Here is an 18,823-nt window from a genome sequence, read left to right as displayed (position 1 = left end):
TAGATCTAGCTCTTGGTGATTACAAATGAAAATTAGGTATAAAAAATGACATACGAAGTAAAATCTCTTAATGAAGAATGTGGTGTTTTCGGTATCTGGGGACATCCAGATGCTGCTAAATTGACCTATTTTGGTCTCCATAGTCTTCAGCACCGTGGTCAGGAGGGGGCAGGAATCCTCTCCAACGATCAGGGACAATTGAAGCGCCATCGTGACATGGGACTTCTATCAGAAGTGTTCAGAAATCCTGCTAACTTAGATAAATTGACAGGAACTGGTGCGATTGGGCATGTTCGTTACGCGACTGCTGGCGAAGCTTCTGTAGATAATATCCAGCCCTTCCTCTTCCGTTTTCACGATATGCAGTTTGGCTTGGCTCATAATGGAAATCTGACCAATGCAGCCTCTCTCAAGAAAGAATTGGAAGATAGAGGAGCGATTTTCAGTGCGACTTCGGACTCTGAAATCTTGGCTCACCTCATTCGTCGCAGTCACAATCCTAGTCTGATGGGCAAAATCAAGGAAGCGCTCAGTCTTGTCAAAGGTGGTTTTGCCTATATCTTGTTGTTTGAAGACAAGTTGATTGCGGCTCTTGACCCTAATGGCTTCCGTCCGCTTTCGATCGGGAAAATGGCCAACGGAGCTGTGGTAGTTTCCTCTGAAACTTGTGCTTTTGAGGTTATTGGTGCAGAATGGATTCGCGATTTGAAGCCAGGTGAGATTGTGATCATTGATGACAAGGGCATCCAGTATGATAGCTATACAGATGATACCCAGCTGGCAATTTGTTCTATGGAGTATATCTACTTTGCTCGGCCTGATTCTAACATTCATGGTGTCAATGTTCATACGGCTCGTAAACGTATGGGTGCCCAATTGGCGCGTGAATTCAAGCATGAGGCGGATATCGTGGTCGGTGTGCCCAATTCTTCCCTCAGCGCGGCTATGGGATTTGCGGAAGAGTCCGGGCTACCAAATGAAATGGGCCTCATCAAGAACCAATACACCCAACGTACCTTTATCCAACCGACTCAAGAATTGCGGGAGCAAGGGGTGCGGATGAAACTATCTGCTGTTTCTGGTGTTGTAAAAGGCAAGCGTGTGGTTATGATTGATGACTCTATTGTACGTGGAACAACCTCTCGTCGGATCGTTCAGCTCTTGAAAGAAGCGGGTGCAACTGAGGTTCACGTTGCTATTGGTAGTCCAGCGCTAGCTTATCCATGTTTCTACGGGATTGATATCCAGACCCGTCAGGAGCTAATTGCGGCCAATCATACGGTCGAAGAAACTCGCCAAATCATTGGTGCGGACAGTCTGACTTATCTTTCTGTTGAGGGGTTGATTGATTCAATTGGTATTGAAACAGATGCGCCAAATGGTGGTCTATGTGTCGCTTATTTTGATGGTGATTACCCAACGCCTCTCTACGACTATGAAGAAGACTATCGTAGAAGTTTGGAAGAAAAGACGAGTTTTTACAAATAGACAATAGATCCTCCATTAAAGAAAAGGAATATAAAAATGGCAAATAAAAATGCTTATGCTCCACGTCTCACTACTGACTAAAAGCTAAAGCATTTGTCAGTAGACGCTTTCTCCTATGGGAACAAAGCTAGAGACCTGACTAGTATTTTTAGATAAAATAATTGTTTATCTAAAAATACGTCGCAATCTTTCTCAAAGAAAAGGAACATAAAAATGACAAATAAAAATGCTTATGCCCAGTCTGGCGTGGATGTTGAAGCGGGTTATGAAGTTGTTGAACGGATTAAAAAGCACGTGGCTCGTACGGAGCGTGCAGGTGTCATGGGAGCTCTGGGTGGCTTTGGTGGTATGTTTGACCTTTCAAAGACTGGGGTTAAAGAACCCGTCTTGATTTCAGGAACTGACGGTGTCGGAACCAAACTCATGCTGGCTATCAAGTACGACCAGCACGATACTATCGGTCAGGACTGTGTGGCCATGTGTGTCAACGATATCATTGCTGCAGGTGCGGAGCCCCTCTATTTCCTTGACTACGTCGCAACTGGCAAGAATGAACCAGCTAAGCTAGAACAAGTGGTTGCTGGTGTGGCAGAAGGTTGTGTGCAGGCAGGTGCTGCCCTCATCGGTGGGGAAACGGCTGAAATGCCTGGCATGTACGGCGAAGATGACTATGACTTGGCTGGTTTTGCGGTCGGTGTTGCAGAAAAATCTCAAATCATTGACGGTTCAAAGGTGGCAGAGGGAGATGTTCTTCTCGGACTTGCTTCAAGTGGGATTCATTCCAATGGTTACTCTCTCGTCCGTCGTGTCTTTGCGGATTACACAGGTGAGGAAGTCCTTCCAGAATTGGAAGGCAAGCAACTCAAGGACGTTCTTCTTGAGCCAACTCGTATCTATGTCAAGGCTGTTTTGCCACTCATCAAGGAAGAGTTGGTCAACGGCATTGCCCACATCACTGGTGGTGGCTTTATTGAGAATGTCCCTCGCATGTTTGCAGCTGATCTAGCAGCTGAGATTGAGGAAGACAAGGTTCCAGTTTTACCGATTTTCAAAGCCCTTGAAAAATACGGTGAAATCAAGCATGAAGAAATGTTTGAAATCTTCAATATGGGTGTGGGACTCATGCTGGCAGTTAGCCCTGAAAATGTAAGTCGTGTCAAGGAATTGTTGGATGAACCAGTCTATGAAATTGGTCGTATCGTCAAGAAAGAAAACGAAAGTGTCATCATCAAATGAAAAAAATAGCGGTTTTTGCCTCAGGTAATGGCTCAAATTTTCAGGTGATTGCTGAAGAATTTCCAGTAGAGTTTGTCTTTTCAGACCATCGTGACGCCTATGTGCTCGAGCGTGCAGACAAGCTCGTCGTTCTGTCCTATGCTTTTGAACTCAAGGAGTTTGAGAACAAGGCAGACTACGAAGCAGCTCTTGTCGAACTCTTGGAAGAACACCAGATTGACTTGGTTTGCCTAGCAGGCTACATGAAAATCGTTGGGCCAACCTTATTGGCGGCTTATGAAGGACGAATCATCAATATTCATCCAGCCTACCTGCCAGAATTTCCAGGAGCTCATGGGATTGAGGACGCTTGGAATGCTGGCGTTGCTGAGAGCGGCGTGACTATTCACTGGGTAGATTCTGGTGTGGACACTGGTAAGATCATCAAACAAGTCCGTGTGCCTCGGTTATCTGATGATACCATAGCCAGTTTTGAAGCTCGCATCCATGAGGCAGAGTACAAGTTGTATCCGGAAGTAGTGAAGGCTCTATTTACAGATTGACTTTTTGATGATTCATATGATATCTTTGATTTAAAATTGGAGTCAGTGCTTGTTGAATACGGCTTCAAACGGAGGTATTTGTAATGTTAGAATCTAAAAAAACAACTCGATATGTATTTTATGTCTATCTGATGTTATTAACTTGGGTAATCTTATTTAAGTTTGAAACTAATCCTGAATTTATAGCATTTTTCTTAGCTCCAAGGTACATCAATTGGATTCCATTTTCAGAACCACTAATAGTAGATGGAAAAATTGTTTTTGCTGAAATGTTATTTAATCTGATTTCCTTTATTCCATTAGGTGTTTGTTTCCCTCTGATAAAAACTAATTTATCTAGTTTAAAAATAGTCGGGACAGGTTTCTTGATTAGTTTATTGTTTGAGTGCTTACAGTATATTTTAGCAATAGGTATAACAGATATAACGGATTTGACTTTAAATACGCTAGGTGTTTGTGTAGGCTTACTGATTTATCAAATTTTTATAAGAGTGTTCAAATCACAGACTAGAAAATGGGTCAATATCTTAGGTATGATTAGCCTTGGTTTTGCTTATTTTGTTTTACTGTTACTGCATTTAATTGGTGTTTAACTAATGATTAAAAAGGAGAATAATAATGACTAAACGCGCCTTAATCAGCGTCTCAGACAAAGCGGGTATTGTTGAATTTGCCCAAGAACTTAAAAAACTTGGTTGGGAGATTATCTCGACAGGTGGAACTAAGATTGCCCTTGATAATGCTGGGGTGGACACCATTGCTATCGATGATGTGACTGGTTTTCCAGAAATGATGGATGGACGTGTTAAGACCCTTCATCCAAATATCCACGGAGGGCTCCTTGCTCGTCGCGACTTAGATAGCCATTTAGAAGCGGCTAAGGATAATCAGATTGAACTCATCGGCCTTGTTGTGGTAAACCTTTACCCATTTAAGGAAACCATCCTCAAACCAGACGTGACTTATGCTGATGCGGTGGAGAACATCGATATCGGTGGGCCATCTATGCTTCGCTCAGCAGCGAAGAATCATGCCAGCGTGACGGTTGTGGTAGACCCTGCTGACTATACAGTGGTTTTGGACGAGTTGTCAGCCAATGGTGAAACGACTTACGAAACGCGTCAACGTTTGGCAGCCAAAGTTTTCCGTCACACAGCGGCTTATGATGCCTTGATTGCAGAGTATTTCACAGCTCAAGTCGGAGAAAGCAAACCTGAAAAGCTCACTTTAGCCTATGATCTCAAACAAGCTATGCGTTACGGTGAGAATCCTCAACAAGACGCGGATTTCTACCAAAAAGCTTTGCCAACAGACTATTCGATTGCTTCAGCGAAACAGCTCAATGGGAAAGAATTGTCATTCAATAATATCCGTGACGCTGATGCTGCCATTCGTATCATCCGTGACTTCAAAGATCGTCCAACCGTTGTGGCTCTCAAACACATGAACCCATGTGGAATCGGTCAGGCTGATGACATCGAGACTGCTTGGGACTACGCTTATGAGTCTGACCCAGTGTCTATCTTTGGTGGTATCGTTGTTCTTAACCGTGAGGTGGGTGCTACGACAGCTGAGAAGATGCATGGTGTATTCCTTGAAATCATCATTGCACCAAGCTATACGGATGAAGCGCTAGCTATTTTGACCAACAAAAAGAAAAACTTGCGTATCCTTGCCTTGCCATTTGATGCTCAAGAGACCAGTGAAGTGGAAGCAGAATACACAGGTGTAGTTGGTGGACTTCTGGTGCAAAACCAAGACGTGGTCAAAGAAAGTCCAGCTGACTGGCAAGTGGTGACCAAACGCCAGCCAACTGAGACAGAAGCGACAGCTCTTGAGTTTGCTTGGAAGGCTATTAAATACGTCAAATCAAACGGAATTATCGTGACCAACGACCACATGACACTTGGTGTTGGTCCAGGTCAAACTAACCGTGTGGCTTCAGTCCGTATTGCCATCGACCAAGCCAAAGACCGCCTTGACGGTGCTGTGCTTGCTTCCGATGCCTTTTTCCCATTTGCCGATAACGTGGAAGAAATCGCTAAAGCAGGTATTAAGGCCATCATCCAGCCGGGAGGCTCCGTCCGTGACCAAGAATCCATCGAAGTTGCTGACAAATATGGCTTGACCATGGTCTTCACAGGCGTGAGACATTTTAGACATTAAGAACGTTAAAGGGAAGAAAACAGTTTCTTTCCTTTTTTGTGTAAAAACACGGAGTGAAACAAGATTAAAACGAACGTTTGTGGTATAATGTTATTAAAAAATTCGCAAAAGAGGTTGAGAGATGAAGCTGTTAGTTGTCGGTTCGGGTGGTCGTGAACATGCGATTGCTAAGAAGTTGCTTGAGTCAAAAGAGGTAGAAAAGGTTTTTGTTGCTCCTGGGAATGATGGGATGACTCTGGATGGTTTGGAATTGGTAAATATCTCTATTTCCGAACATTCTGAATTGATTGAATTTGTAAAAGCCAACGATGTTGCTTGGTCATTTATCGGGCCAGATGACGCCCTTGCGGCTGGTATCGTGGATGATCTCCATGCAGTTGGTCTCAAAGCCTTTGGTCCGACAAGATTGGCAGCTGAGCTGGAGTGGTCCAAGGATTTTGCCAAGGAAATCATGGTCAAATACGGCGTTCCGACAGCAGCCTATGGCACATTCTCAGATTTCGAGGAAGCCAAGGCCTATATCGAAAAGCAGGGGGCTCCTATCGTGGTCAAGGCGGATGGCTTGGCGCTTGGGAAGGGTGTCGTCGTTGCTGAGACAGTCGAGCAAGCGGTCGAAGCCGCTCATGAGATACTATTGGACAATAAATTTGGTGACTCAGGTGCGCGTGTGGTTATTGAGGAATTCCTCGACGGAGAAGAATTCTCTCTCTTTGCCTTTGTCAATGGGGACAAGTTCTACGTTATGCCAACGGCTCAGGATCACAAACGTGCCTATGATGGCGACAAGGGCCCTAACACGGGCGGTATGGGTGCCTATGCGCCAGTTCCTCACTTGCCACAGAGTGTAGTTGACACAGCGGTTGACACCATTGTCAAGCCAGTCCTCGAAGGGATGTTTAAAGAAGGTCGTCCGTATCTTGGAGTCCTTTACGCAGGGCTTATCCTGACAGCAGATGGACCTAAAGTTATCGAGTTCAACGCTCGGTTTGGAGATCCAGAAACTCAGATTATCTTGCCTCGCCTGACCTCTGACTTTGCACAAAATATTACGGATATCCTCGATGGCAAGGAGCCAAATATCACTTGGACGGATAAGAGTGTGACTCTGGGTGTAGTTGTCGCATCAAACGGCTACCCGCTAGACTATGAAAAAGGTGTTGAATTGCCAGCAAAAACAGAGGGCGACATCATCACTTACTATGCCGGTGCTAAATTCGCTGAAAATAGCAGAGCACTGCTATCAAACGGCGGCCGTGTCTATATGCTGGTCACCACAGCAGATACCGTCAAAGAAGCCCAAAACACCATCTATCAAGAACTTGCTCAACAAAAACCAGAAGGCCTCTTCTACCGAACCGATATCGGAAGCAAGGCAATTAGATAAAGGTATAAGAAAAAAGCGACGCAGTCGCCAAACACGATAATGGTCGCCGTGGTGAAAAGATCAGAACAATTTCTGTTCTGGTCGGGGGAAACTTTGAGACTTTAGGCTCAAAGTTTAGGAATGAAACCGAAGGTTTGCTTCCGTCCCCACCACCTAAGACCATTATCAAAAAAGAAGAAAAAAGGAAAAATTATGACTAAACCAATTATTTCCATTATCATGGGCTCAAAATCTGACTGGGCAACCATGCAAAAAGCTGCCGAAGTCCTAGACCGCTTCGGTGTAGCCTACGAAAAGAAGGTTGTCTCTGCCCACCGTACGCCAGACATTATGTTCAAGCATGCAGAAGAAGCACGTAGCCGTGGCATCAAGGTTATCATCGCAGGTGCTGGAGGCGCAGCCCATTTGCCAGGTATGGTAGCGGCTAAAACAACCCTTCCAGTCATTGGTGTACCAGTCAAATCACGTGCTCTTAGTGGCGTGGACTCGCTCTATTCTATCGTACAAATGCCGGGCGGTGTGCCTGTTGCGACAATGGCTATCGGTGAAGCAGGTGCGACCAACGCGGCTCTCTTCGCCCTCCGTCTTCTTTCGGTAGAGGATCAGGATATCGCAACAGCTTTAGCAGATTTCGCAGAAGAACAAGGAAAAATTGCAGAGGAGTCGACGAATGAGCTCATCTAAAACAATCGGAATTATCGGTGGCGGCCAGCTGGGTCAAATGATGGCTATTTCTGCTATCTACATGGGCTACAAGGTTATCGCGTTGGATCCTGTGACTGATTGCCCGGCCTCTCGCGTGGCGGAAATCATCGTGGCTCCTTATAACGATGTAGACGCCCTCCGTCAGTTGGCTGAGCGTTGCGATGTCCTCACCTATGAGTTTGAAAATGTCGCTGCTGACGGTTTGGATGCTGTCATCAAGGATGGACAACTCCCTCAAGGGACAGACCTGCTCCGCATTTCACAAAATCGCATCTTTGAAAAGGATTTTCTCTCAAATAAGGCACAAGTCACTGTGGCGCCTTATAAGGTTGTGACTTCTAGCCAAGACTTGGCGGAGATTGACCTGGCCAAAAACTATGTCCTCAAGACTGCTACTGGTGGATACGATGGCCATGGACAAAAGGTCATTCGCTCGGCAGAAGACTTGGAAGAAGCCAATGCACTAGCCGATTCAGCAGACTGTGTTTTGGAAGAATTTGTCAATTTTGACCTTGAAATTTCTGTCATTGTATCAGGAAATGGCAAGGATGTGACAGTTTTCCCAGTTCAGGAAAATATCCACCGCAACAACATCCTTTCAAAAACTATTGTGCCTGCTCGCATTTCTGAAAGTTTAGCTGAGAAAGCCAAAGCTATGGCAGTGAGAATCGCTGAGCAACTCAACTTGTCTGGAACCCTTTGCGTGGAAATGTTTGCGACAGCTGATGACATCATTGTCAATGAAATTGCCCCACGTCCACATAACTCTGGGCACTATTCTATTGAAGCCTGTGATTTCTCGCAGTTTGATACCCATATATTGGGTGTTCTGGGAGCACCATTGCCAGCCATCAAACTACATGAGCCTGCTGTTATGCTTAATGTCCTCGGCCAGCATGTCGAGGCTGCTGAAAAATATGTCACAGAAAATCCAAGCGCCCACCTCCACCTGTATGGTAAAATAGAAGCGAAGCACAACCGCAAGATGGGACATGTGACTTTATTTAGTGATGAACCAGACAATGTGGTTGAGTTTGGGGAAGGGATAGATTTTTAGGTTGTTAAAATAATGAACAATGGGGAAGTTTATGGATTTATTATTGATTGATAATTCGAATATTTTTATTGAAGTAAAAAATCTTGTAGGTCAAGATGGAAGATTTGATTATGATAAATTTGTAAAAAATTATACAAAATTTAAAAATCAGAAAAAGATATTAGTAGGATCTACTCCTCCGAAAAGTGATGGGTTTTGGTCGACTATGAAGAGTAAAGGTTTTGATGTATATACTTATGAGCGTAAACAAAAAGGAGAAAAAGCAGTTGATTCAAAAATAATTGCTAAAGGTGTATCGTTTATTGTTCAACAAGACCATCCTGCAACATTGAACCTTTTAAGCGGAGATTTTGACATGTTTCCTCTTATTGAAGAAGCTTTGGAGAAGAACTGGATAGTTATTTTATGGTCCTGGAAAGATAGTTTAAGTAACGAATACTTAGATGTTAAGGAAATTACAATTAAATATCTTGATGATGTAGCAGAAGATTTAATTTATTTTAATCGTGATATTGATGGATATTATGAAAAAGAATATTTTAGAGAAAGAGAAATACGTCTTGCAAGAGAAAAACAGGAGCGAGAATTCAATCAGGCTAAGCAGTGTGCTAAAAATAAAATTTCTAGGTTATGTTATATAGATAAAAATATCTATTTGGAGCGAATTGACGAATTAGTTAATTTTGAACAAATTTCAGAAATTGATAGTATAGTTTCCGCTGCCAAATCGGAAGATTTAAATCTGAAAAACGAAGCAATAGAAAAAGAGAATGAACATAAAAGACTTGCTAAAGAAGCTAAAAGACAAGCACGAAAAGAAATGTTGAGACGAAATTGGAGCTTGATTGCGACTGGATCGGCTACATTTGCTGGATTTATTGTTTACACTATTAAAAAAATAAAAAAATAATATACTTTTATCAACAAATATAATTGTATCAGTAGACACAATTATATTATATAGAAAGGGAGTATGACTATGATTCAACTCATTGTCAACGCTTTTGTTGAAAAAGATAAGACTGGAGCAGTCATCGAAGTCTTGTATGCTAGTAGCAATCACGAAAAGGTGAAAGCTAAGTATGAAGAGCTAGTTGCCCAATATCCTGAAAACTATCTAGCTATCTATGATATCCCGTTGGATACGGATTTGAATACACTCGATCACTACCCATCTGTTTGGATTGGGAAAGAAGAATTTGAGTAGTAAAATAGGACATAAATTATAAGATTTGCTGTTTTATCTTTGTTAGGAAACCTATTACTTTTGAAAGGGTGTTAATAGTTAAATGAAGTATGTAACATACAAATTATCTAGTGATGGAAGTTATAACAATAAAAAAAGAAAAATTACTGGAAATAAAAAGAAGCTGGTTGAAGCGATCTATTATTCATTAAGGAAAAGGTTGGTATTTCGAGGGATAGATAAAAAAATATATAAGAACTTTAAGGACTTTATTTTTATTGGTGGTGAAAAAGCAAGATTTAATTTATTTAAGGATTTAGAAAATGATTTGGGTTATAATACTCTGGAAGAGTGGAATGAAAAGGAATACGAGAATTTTAAGCTGGTATTAAAACATTTAAAAGAAAATTTTGAAAATTTTGCAACTTATGGTATATCTGGTGATATTAATGCTATAATTGAGAAGATAAAAAATTATAAAGATACATACAATTATTCTTATTATGATATGTATTTAAAAGTACTAAGTATTTTACATATTGTACAAGATAAAGCTCCTTTTCAATCGAAAATTCCTTGTGTATCAACATCTAGAAATAAAGATATTGCACAGAAAATATTTTCTGAAAAAGATGATGTTTCATATACAATAGTTGCTTTTACGAATAACTCACCAGAATGTATGTATCTTGAAACAAAAAAGATTAAACAATTTTGTAATGAAATTGGAATGAAAGGCTTTAAAGATAAGTATAATGAGGTAATATTTTTAGATTGTATTTTTCCGCATAATATTTTAGGATTGATAGAAAAAAGTCGTTCTGGCAAAGAAGTATTTATTGTAAATCCTAATTTATTGAAAATGATAGATAAGGCAGATTCTTTTGATGACTTAATAAAGACATTAAAAAAAAGTGGTGTAGAGATTAATCAAATAGCTTTCTATCGAAAACTGAAAGAAAGTAGTTTATATCAAAAGTATATATTTCAGGAAGAACGAAGAAGGTTGATTGATGAGATTATGGGTGAAAATGAGTAAAAAAATTTTTTGGATTATAATCTTAATCCTAATATTGGTGTTATTAGGTTTATTCCATATTGATACCAAAGATTGTATTTTGAAAACCTATAGATTAAATAATGAATTTTGGTCAAGTTTGATTAGTGCTATAATTGGGGCTATTGTAACTATATACGGTATTTATTGGACTATCAGCGTAGAAAATAAAAAACATAAAGCGGATTTAATAAATAGTCATAAGCCCTATTTAAGATATTTTATTTCAATTGGAATTTATCTGTATAGAAAGATTGATCAATCTAAAAGAACAGATATTTTAGACTATAAAATAGAATTTTCGCAAAATCCAGATAAATCTCTTATTTTTCCCTTATATGTAGAAAATATAGGATTGGGGCATGCTTTTATTGAAGACATAAGAATCGATGAAAAGGGACCTAGTAAATCGAAGAGAATGAAAATTATAAAAAAAGATGATGATAGTGTCTTTTATGTGGAGATAAAAAATATATCTAAAGATGAAATTAAAAAAATAAAATTGGTCGTACACTATAAAGATTTCTTTGATACAAAATATAGTGATACTATTAAAGTGGCGTTTACCAAAGATGGGGAACCTGTGCTTTTTGATAAGAACTCTGCTAAGGAAGCACTAAATCGATATTTTGAACAACATACCGTAGATAAGGAAGCGTATGAGTGTATAATTGAAGAAATGCTTGACCAAAAGAATTTTATTGTAAAAGGTTTATCCTATGAAAATATGTCTAAGCAAGGAGAGTAGCCTTACATATTAGAATACCTTTTTAATAGTTGGTGAGATCTTTGATTACTTTGGCCAATAATTTTTTATTTGAAGTTGCGATTTCGATAAAAGAAGAAAATAGATGATAAAAAGGAGAAACAACATGATCAACCGTTACTCTCGCCCTGAGATGGCGAATATTTGGAGTGAAGAAAATAAATACCGTGCTTGGCTTGAGGTGGAAATCTTGGCCGACGAGGCATGGGCTGAGTTGGGGGAAATCCCTAAGGAAGATGTGGCTCTGATTCGCGAGAAAGCGGACTTTGACATCGACCGTATTTTGGAGATTGAGCAGGAAACTCGCCACGATGTAGTGGCTTTCACACGTGCGGTTTCTGAAACGCTTGGCGAAGAGCGCAAGTGGGTCCACTATGGTTTGACTTCTACCGATGTGGTAGATACGGCCTACGGTTACCTTTACAAGCAGGCCAACGACATCATCCGTCGTGACCTTGAAAATTTCACCAACATCATCGCTGATAAGGCTAAGGAGCACAAGTTCACCATCATGATGGGGCGTACCCACGGTGTGCACGCTGAGCCTACAACCTTTGGTCTGAAATTGGCGACTTGGTATAGCGAAATGAAGCGCAATATCGAGCGTTTCGAGCATGCGGCTGCTGGTGTGGAAGCTGGTAAGATTTCTGGTGCGGTTGGTAACTTTGCCAACATCCCACCATTTGTGGAGCAATATGTCTGCGACAAATTGGGCATCCGTGCCCAAGAAATCTCTACACAGGTCCTTCCTCGTGATCTTCACGCTGAGTACTTTGCGGTTCTTGCCAGCATCGCGACTTCAATCGAACGTATGGCGACTGAGATTCGTGGTTTGCAAAAATCTGAACAACGCGAAGTAGAAGAATTCTTTGCTAAAGGTCAAAAAGGTTCATCTGCTATGCCTCACAAACGCAACCCAATCGGTTCTGAAAATATGACTGGTCTTGCGCGTGTTATCCGTGGTCACATGATTACAGCCTATGAAAACGTGGCTCTCTGGCACGAACGTGACATCTCTCACTCATCAGCTGAGCGTATCATCACACCAGATACGACCATTTTGATTGATTACATGCTTAACCGTTTTGGAAATATTGTCAAGAACTTGACGGTCTTCCCAGAAAACATGATTCGCAACATGAACTCTACGTTTGGTCTTATCTTTAGCCAGCGTGCTATGTTGACCTTGATTGAAAAAGGAATGACCCGTGAGCAAGCCTATGACTTGGTACAACCAAAAACAGCCTACTCTTGGGACAACCAAGTAGACTTCAAACCACTGCTAGAAGCAGATCCAGAGGTGACATCACGCCTCACACAAGAAGAAATCGACGAGATTTTCAACCCTCTTTACTACACTAAACGAGTGGATGATATCTTTGAACGTCTTGGTTTAGGATAATTAAAATAAAATCGAAGTTCTATTACTCTATTTACTGGAGTAGCAGAACTTCGATTTTTCTTTTTTATTAAAGTGCTTTTGAAAAAAATAACCAATATTTATAATATGTTGAATATAGAATAGTATACTGTGACTTCTAAAATATTACTAGAAATTGATTTAAATTTCCTAATCGATTTGTCTATATTCTATTTCAATCTACTATGTCATATAATAATCATAGAAAAAGCCCAAGCGATTAGGCTCAGGCTTTCTTCTTAGTGATCACGGTCACATGAGATGAATTTAATCTTGTAATAATCAGATCGTTTGTAAGTTTCACTGTATCCTAAAACTTGACCAGTTGATTCGAGTTTGGTGATTTTAGTTTGTAGGACAGTAGGGAATTGTTCATCGACTCCGAGGACTGAAGCCACATGTTCTGGAGTTGGAAAGACTATTTCATTGATTTCTTCAAAGTGTTCATCATTCATGTGAATGTGGTAGTCTAACTTGAAACGGTTATAGATAGAACTATAGTATTCAAGGTTTGGATAATTTGCGTTGATATATTGTTCTGGGATGTAGGATGTGTGGTAGATATAAACGACACCGTTTGATTCGCGGACACGTTCAATCTTGTAGTAGAATTGATCGCCGCGTAGACCCAATTTTTCCAAGTAAACGAGTTTATTTCCGCGTTCAATTGAAAGAACAGTTACCTTATCATCTTTAGCATTAAAGAGTTCAATATCTGAAAACTCTACAAGCTTGTGTTTGCGTGCACGTGAAACGAAGGTTCCTTTTCCTTGTTGGCGGACAATATAGCCATCTTTAGCAAGGTCGTTTAAGGCGCGGACAACTGTGATAGAACTGACATCGTACATTGAAATGAGTTCTGCTTCAGTGTAAAATTTATCTCCACTGCTAAACTGCCCAGAGATGATTTTATTTTTTAATTCGTCTTTTATGTATTGATATTTGGGAATTGCCATATTTTTACCTCTATTTTCCTTCTCCACAGAAAATTTTACCATAAAAGCGAAAAAAATAGTAGTCTTTTGAATAAAAAATTAGAAAAATAGTTTGAAAAATTAAGGTACATAAGCATTGCTCATATTTTATAAATGTATTTTATACAAAATTATTTTAGGTTCTCTATTCCGAATTTAAAGAGCGTTTGAAGTGGGTCTGAAAATGTTTGAAACTAATTGAACGTGTGTATAATAGTAAAATTGCAGTAAATATTCCTACAATTTCTATTGACAATTCAAACAGATTGGTTTATAATTACTATAACAACAAATGAAAGCGTAAACTTTCGCGGTCAGAAGGTAGTTTTATGACACGATTTGAGATACGAGATGATTTCTATCTCGATGGAAAATCATTTAAGATTTTATCTGGCGCCATTCATTATTTTAGGGTTCCTCCAGAAGATTGGTATCATTCGCTCTATAACTTGAAGGCTCTTGGTTTTAATACAGTAGAGACTTATGTTGCTTGGAATTTACACGAGCCTCGTGAGGGTGAGTTTCATTTTGAAGGGGCTCTGGATTTGGAGCGGTTTCTTCAGACAGCACAAGATTTGGGTCTCTATGCGATCGTTCGTCCGTCACCTTTCATCTGTGCGGAGTGGGAATTCGGTGGCTTACCAGCTTGGCTCTTGACCAAGGATATGAGGATTCGTTCATCAGATCCAGCCTATATTGAGGCTGTCGGTCGCTATTATGACCAGCTCTTTCCACGATTGGTTCCACATCTGTTGGACAATGGTGGCAATATCCTCATGATGCAGGTTGAAAATGAGTATGGTTCTTACGGAGAAGATAAGGCTTACCTGAGAGTCATTCGACAGCTGATGGAAGAGCGTGGCGTAACCTGTCCCCTCTTTACATCAGATGGTCCATGGCGAGCTACTTTGAAAGCTGGAACCTTAATCGAAGATGACCTCTTTGTAACAGGAAACTTTGGTTCTAAGGCACCTTACAACTTTTCACAGATGCAGGAATTCTTTGATGAGCATGGTAAGAAATGGCCACTCATGTGTATGGAATTTTGGGATGGTTGGTTCAATCGCTGGAAAGAACCGATTATCACACGGGATCCAAAAGAATTGGCAGATGCAGTTCGAGAAGTTTTGGAACAAGGCTCTATCAATCTTTACATGTTCCACGGTGGTACAAACTTTGGCTTCATGAATGGTTGCTCGGCTCGAGGGACTTTGGACCTGCCACAAGTTACGTCTTATGATTACGATGCCCTTCTGGATGAAGAAGGAAATCCAACTGCCAAATATCTGGCGGTCAAGAAGATGATGGCAACACATTTTCCAGAGTATCCGCAGTTGGAACCACTCTACAAGGAGAGTATGGAGTTGGATGCTATTCCACTAGTTGAAAAAGTTTCCTTGTTTGAAACCTTAGATAGCTTGTCAAGTCCGATAGAAAGTCTCTATCCTAAAAAGATGGAGGAGTTGGGACAAAGCTATGGCTACCTACTCTATCGAACAGAAACAAACTGGGATGCAGAAGAAGAAAGACTTCGTATCATTGATGGTCGAGATAGGGCCCAGCTGTATGTCGATGGTCAGTGGGTTAAAACCCAATATCAGACAGAGATTGGGGAAGATATTTTCTATCAAGGTGAAAAGAAAGCGTTATCTAGGATTGACATATTGATAGAAAATATGGGGCGTGTCAACTATGGACACAAGTTCTTAGCAGATACGCAACGTAAGGGAATTCGGACAGGGGTTTGTAAGGATTTGCACTTCTTACTAAACTGGAAACACTATCCACTCCCACTAGATAATCCTGAGAAAATTGATTTTTCAAAAGGATGGACTCAAGGACAACCAGCCTTTTACGCTTATGACTTTACAGTTCAAGAGCCAAAAGATACTTACCTAGACTTATCTGAGTTTGGTAAGGGAGTTGCCTTTGTAAACGGGCAGAATCTAGGACGTTTTTGGAACGTCGGCCCAACCCTCTCGCTTTATATCCCTCATAGCTATCTCAAGGAAGGTGCCAACCGCATCATCATCTTTGAAACAGAGGGCCAATATAAAGAAGAGATTCATTTAACTCGTAAACCTACACTAAAACACATAAAGGGGGAAAACTTATGACAATTGTAGGATGCCGTATCGATGGACGTTTGATCCACGGACAAGTAGCCAATCTTTGGGCTGGAAAACTAAATGTTTCACGCATTATGGTTGTAGACGACGAAGTTGTCAACAACGACGTTGAAAAGAGTGGTTTGAAACTTGCGACACCACCAGGTGTGAAACTCAGTATCTTGCCAATTGAGAAAGCTGCAGCCAATATTCTTGCTGGTAAATACGATAGCCAACGTCTCTTTATCGTTGCTCGTAAACCAGACCGTTTCCTTGGTTTGGTCGAAGCAGGTGTACCACTTGAAACCCTCAATGTTGGGAATATGTCTCAAACACCAGAAACTCGCGCAATCACACGTTCTATCAACGTAGTGGACAAGGATGTGGAAGACTTCCACAAACTGGCAGAAAAAGGTGTTAAACTTACTGCTCAAATGGTTCCAAATGATCCAGTTTCAGACTTTTTGAGCTTATTAAAATAGGAAAAAATTTTTTAGGAGGTCATTGTTATGATACAATGGTGGCAAATTTTACTTCTCACTTTGTACTCAGCTTATCAAATCTGTGATGAGTTGACGATCGTTTCATCTGCAGGTTCCCCTGTATTTGCTGGTTTCATTACTGGTTTAATCATGGGAGATGTGACTACTGGTTTGCTTATCGGTGGTAACTTGCAACTGTTCGTTCTTGGGGTTGGTACCTTCGGTGGTGCTTCTCGTATCGACGCAACTTCTGGTGCGGTTCTTGCGACAGCCTTCTCTGTTTCACAAGGAATTGATGCACCGCTTGCAATTACTACAATCGCTGTACCAGTAGCATCTCTCTTGACTTACTTCGACGTTCTTGGACGTATGACAACTACTTTCTTCGCTCACCGTGTGGATGCTGCCATCGAACGCTTTGACTATAAAGGTATTGAACGCAACTACCTACTTGGTGCGATTCCTTGGGCTTTATCTCGTGCCCTTCCAGTCTTCTTTGCCCTTGCTTTTGGTGGTGAATTTGTACAACACGTAGTAGACTTCGTTACAAAATACCAATGGGTTGCAGATGGTTTGACACTCGCAGGACGTATGCTTCCAGGTCTTGGATTTGCAATCTTGCTTCGTTACCTTCCAGTTAAACGTAACCTTCACTACCTTGCTATGGGATTTGGTTTGACAGCTATGTTGACTGTTCTTTACTCATATGTAACAGGTCTTGGTGGCGCTGTTGCTGGTATCGTAGGCACTCTTCCTGCTGAAGTTGCTGAAAAAATTGGTTTCGTGAACAACTTCAAAGGATTGTCTATGATTGGTATCTCTATCGTAGGTATTTTCCTTGCAGTGCTTCACTTCAAAAATAGCCAAAAAGTAGCTGTAGCAGCACCTTCTACACCATCAGAAAGTGGGGAAATCGAAGATGACGAATTCTAATTACAAACTAACAAAAGAAGATTTTAATCAAATCAACAAACGTAGCTTGTTTACTTTCCAATTAGGTTGGAACTACGAACGTATGCAAGCATCTGGTTACCTTTACATGATCTTGCCTCAGTTGCGTAAAATGTATGGGGATGGCACTCCTGAATTGAAAGAAATGATGAAAGTTCATACTCAATTCTTCAATACTTCACCATTCTTCCATACCATTATCGCTGGTTTTGACCTTGCCATGGAAGAAAAAGATGGTGTAGGTTCAAAAGACGCCGTTAACGGTATCAAGACAGGTTTGATGGGACCATTCGCTCCTCTTGGGGATACAATCTTTGGTTCACTTGTACCTGCTATCATGGGGTCAGTCGCAGCAACTATGGCTATCGCTGGCCAACCTTGGGGGATCTTCCTTTGGATTGCAGTTGCAGTAGCGTATGACATCTTCCGTTGGAAACAGTTGGAATTTGCCTACAAAGAAGGGGTTAGCCTTATCAACAACATGCAAAGTACCTTGACAGCTTTGATTGACGCTGCATCTGTACTTGGTGTCTTCATGATGGGTGCTCTTGTAGCAACACTGATCAACTTTGACATTTCTTACAAATTGCCAATCGGTGAAAAATTGATTGACTTCCAAGACATCTTGAACTCAATCTTCCCACGCTTGCTTCCAGCAATCTTTACTGCCTTTATCTTCTGGTTGCTTGGTAAGAAAGGTATGAACTCTACTAAAGCTATCGGTATTATTATCGTACTTGCTTTGGCTCTTTCTGCCTTTGGTAAATTTGTACTTGGAATGGGCGCATAATTTATGACGCAATCATTAATTTTGGTGAGCCATGGTCGTTTCTGTGAAGAACTTAAAGGTAGCACAGAAATGATTATGGGCCCACAAGACAACATTTACACAGTAGCTCTTCTTCCAGAAGATGGCCCAGAAGACTTTACTGCAAAATTTGAAGCTGCTATTGAAGGTTTGGATGATTTCCTAGTCTTTGCGGATCTTCTCGGTGGAACACCATGTAACGTGGTAAGCCGTTTGATTATGGAAGGTCGTGATATCGAACTCTACGCAGGGATGAATCTTCCAATGGTCATTGAATTTATCAATGCGAGCCTTACAGGCGCAGATGCGGACTATAAGAGCCGTGCTGCAGAAAGTATTGTGAAAGTTAACGACCTGTTAGCGGGCTTCGATGATGACGAAGATGAATAATACTCTTCGAAAATCAAATTCAAACTACGTCAGCGTCGCCTTGCCGTACTTAAGTACAGCCTGCGGCTAGCTTCCTAGTTTGCTCTTTGATTTTCATTGAGTA

General features: G+C 40.9%; 19 protein-coding genes. 18 read left to right on the top strand and 1 reads right to left on the bottom strand.

The annotated features are described in order from the left end of the window. The first annotated feature begins 45 nt into the window (after positions 1–45). The 13 genes from purF to purB all read left to right on the top strand — a co-directional run bounded on the left by purF (position 46) and on the right by purB (position 12,989). Positions 46–1,488, top strand: coding sequence for an amidophosphoribosyltransferase (purF, locus tag HT685_RS07985; protein ID WP_049522364.1), 1,443 nt, complete (start codon positions 46–48; stop codon positions 1,486–1,488). Between the two features lie 213 nt (positions 1,489–1,701). Continuing rightward, positions 1,702–2,724: a phosphoribosylformylglycinamidine cyclo-ligase gene (gene purM, locus HT685_RS07980; protein WP_173224662.1), complete on the top strand. Its 1,023-nt coding sequence runs from the start codon at positions 1,702–1,704 to the stop codon at positions 2,722–2,724. Then, positions 2,721–3,266: a phosphoribosylglycinamide formyltransferase gene (purN, locus tag HT685_RS07975; RefSeq protein ID WP_173224665.1), complete on the top strand. Its 546-nt coding sequence runs from the start codon at positions 2,721–2,723 to the stop codon at positions 3,264–3,266. Before purM ends, purN begins: the two co-directional genes overlap by 4 nt. Before the next feature lie 83 nt (positions 3,267–3,349). Continuing rightward, the gene (locus HT685_RS07970; RefSeq protein WP_173279009.1) at positions 3,350–3,859 is read left to right on the top strand and encodes a VanZ family protein; all 510 of its coding nucleotides are present in this window, start codon (positions 3,350–3,352) and stop codon (positions 3,857–3,859) included. A 25-nt stretch (positions 3,860–3,884) separates the two neighbouring features. Continuing rightward, positions 3,885–5,432 (top strand): bifunctional phosphoribosylaminoimidazolecarboxamide formyltransferase/IMP cyclohydrolase, encoded by a 1,548-nt coding sequence (purH, locus tag HT685_RS07965; RefSeq protein ID WP_173279008.1) that lies wholly within the window; start codon positions 3,885–3,887, stop codon positions 5,430–5,432. Positions 5,433–5,553: 121 nt separating this feature from the next. Continuing rightward, positions 5,554–6,816: a phosphoribosylamine--glycine ligase gene (gene purD, locus HT685_RS07960; protein WP_173224673.1), complete on the top strand. Its 1,263-nt coding sequence runs from the start codon at positions 5,554–5,556 to the stop codon at positions 6,814–6,816. 192 nt (positions 6,817–7,008) lie between these two features. Continuing rightward, positions 7,009–7,500: a 5-(carboxyamino)imidazole ribonucleotide mutase gene (purE, locus tag HT685_RS07955; RefSeq protein ID WP_173224676.1), complete on the top strand. Its 492-nt coding sequence runs from the start codon at positions 7,009–7,011 to the stop codon at positions 7,498–7,500. After that, positions 7,487–8,578, top strand: coding sequence for a 5-(carboxyamino)imidazole ribonucleotide synthase (purK, locus tag HT685_RS07950; protein WP_173224679.1), 1,092 nt, complete (start codon positions 7,487–7,489; stop codon positions 8,576–8,578). The genes purE and purK overlap by 14 nt, the downstream gene beginning before the upstream one ends. A gap of 31 nt (positions 8,579–8,609) precedes the next feature. Next, positions 8,610–9,488: an NYN domain-containing protein gene (locus tag HT685_RS07945; protein ID WP_173224682.1), complete on the top strand. Its 879-nt coding sequence runs from the start codon at positions 8,610–8,612 to the stop codon at positions 9,486–9,488. A 69-nt stretch (positions 9,489–9,557) separates the two neighbouring features. After that, on the top strand, positions 9,558–9,785 hold the full coding sequence (locus tag HT685_RS07940; protein WP_112444983.1) for a phosphoribosylaminoimidazole carboxylase: 228 nt from the start codon (positions 9,558–9,560) through the stop codon (positions 9,783–9,785). Between the two features lie 82 nt (positions 9,786–9,867). Next, positions 9,868–10,803: a hypothetical protein gene (locus tag HT685_RS07935; RefSeq protein WP_112444905.1), complete on the top strand. Its 936-nt coding sequence runs from the start codon at positions 9,868–9,870 to the stop codon at positions 10,801–10,803. Continuing rightward, a complete protein-coding gene (locus HT685_RS07930) occupies positions 10,778–11,569 on the top strand; it encodes a hypothetical protein (protein WP_173224685.1) in 792 nt (263 codons plus the stop codon). The genes HT685_RS07935 and HT685_RS07930 overlap by 26 nt, the downstream gene beginning before the upstream one ends. A 124-nt stretch (positions 11,570–11,693) precedes the next feature. Next, positions 11,694–12,989, top strand: coding sequence for an adenylosuccinate lyase (gene purB, locus HT685_RS07925; protein ID WP_012972422.1), 1,296 nt, complete (start codon positions 11,694–11,696; stop codon positions 12,987–12,989). 257 nt (positions 12,990–13,246) lie between these two features. Here purB and HT685_RS07920 read toward each other — a convergent pair whose 3' ends face one another. After that, positions 13,247–13,963, bottom strand: a complete 717-nt coding sequence (locus tag HT685_RS07920) for a GntR family transcriptional regulator (protein ID WP_173224688.1) — start codon at positions 13,961–13,963, stop codon at positions 13,247–13,249. A gap of 347 nt (positions 13,964–14,310) precedes the next feature. Here HT685_RS07920 and HT685_RS07915 point away from each other — a divergent pair, with 347 nt between their 5' ends. From HT685_RS07915 to HT685_RS07895, 5 genes are read left to right on the top strand one after another with little or no spacing between them, the layout of a single operon-like run. Continuing rightward, on the top strand, positions 14,311–16,098 hold the full coding sequence (locus HT685_RS07915; protein ID WP_173224691.1) for a beta-galactosidase: 1,788 nt from the start codon (positions 14,311–14,313) through the stop codon (positions 16,096–16,098). Further along, a complete protein-coding gene (locus HT685_RS07910; RefSeq protein WP_000156971.1) occupies positions 16,095–16,571 on the top strand; it encodes a PTS system mannose/fructose/N-acetylgalactosamine-transporter subunit IIB in 477 nt (158 codons plus the stop codon). The genes HT685_RS07915 and HT685_RS07910 overlap by 4 nt, the downstream gene beginning before the upstream one ends. Positions 16,572–16,598: 27 nt before the next feature. Next, positions 16,599–17,504, top strand: a complete 906-nt coding sequence (locus tag HT685_RS07905; RefSeq protein ID WP_172931688.1) for a PTS mannose/fructose/sorbose/N-acetylgalactosamine transporter subunit IIC — start codon at positions 16,599–16,601, stop codon at positions 17,502–17,504. Beyond that, positions 17,491–18,312: a PTS system mannose/fructose/sorbose family transporter subunit IID gene (locus tag HT685_RS07900; protein WP_173224694.1), complete on the top strand. Its 822-nt coding sequence runs from the start codon at positions 17,491–17,493 to the stop codon at positions 18,310–18,312. Before HT685_RS07905 ends, HT685_RS07900 begins: the two co-directional genes overlap by 14 nt. A gap of 3 nt (positions 18,313–18,315) precedes the next feature. Continuing rightward, the gene (locus tag HT685_RS07895) at positions 18,316–18,720 is read left to right on the top strand and encodes a PTS sugar transporter subunit IIA (protein ID WP_173224697.1); all 405 of its coding nucleotides are present in this window, start codon (positions 18,316–18,318) and stop codon (positions 18,718–18,720) included. Positions 18,721–18,823: the final 103 nt, after the last annotated feature.

Source organism: Streptococcus sp. 5004 (assembly GCF_013276755.1).
Lineage (GTDB): Bacteria > Bacillota > Bacilli > Lactobacillales > Streptococcaceae > Streptococcus.
Note: the sequence above shows the minus strand (reverse complement) of the source record. Positions and strands in the feature narration are given on the sequence as shown.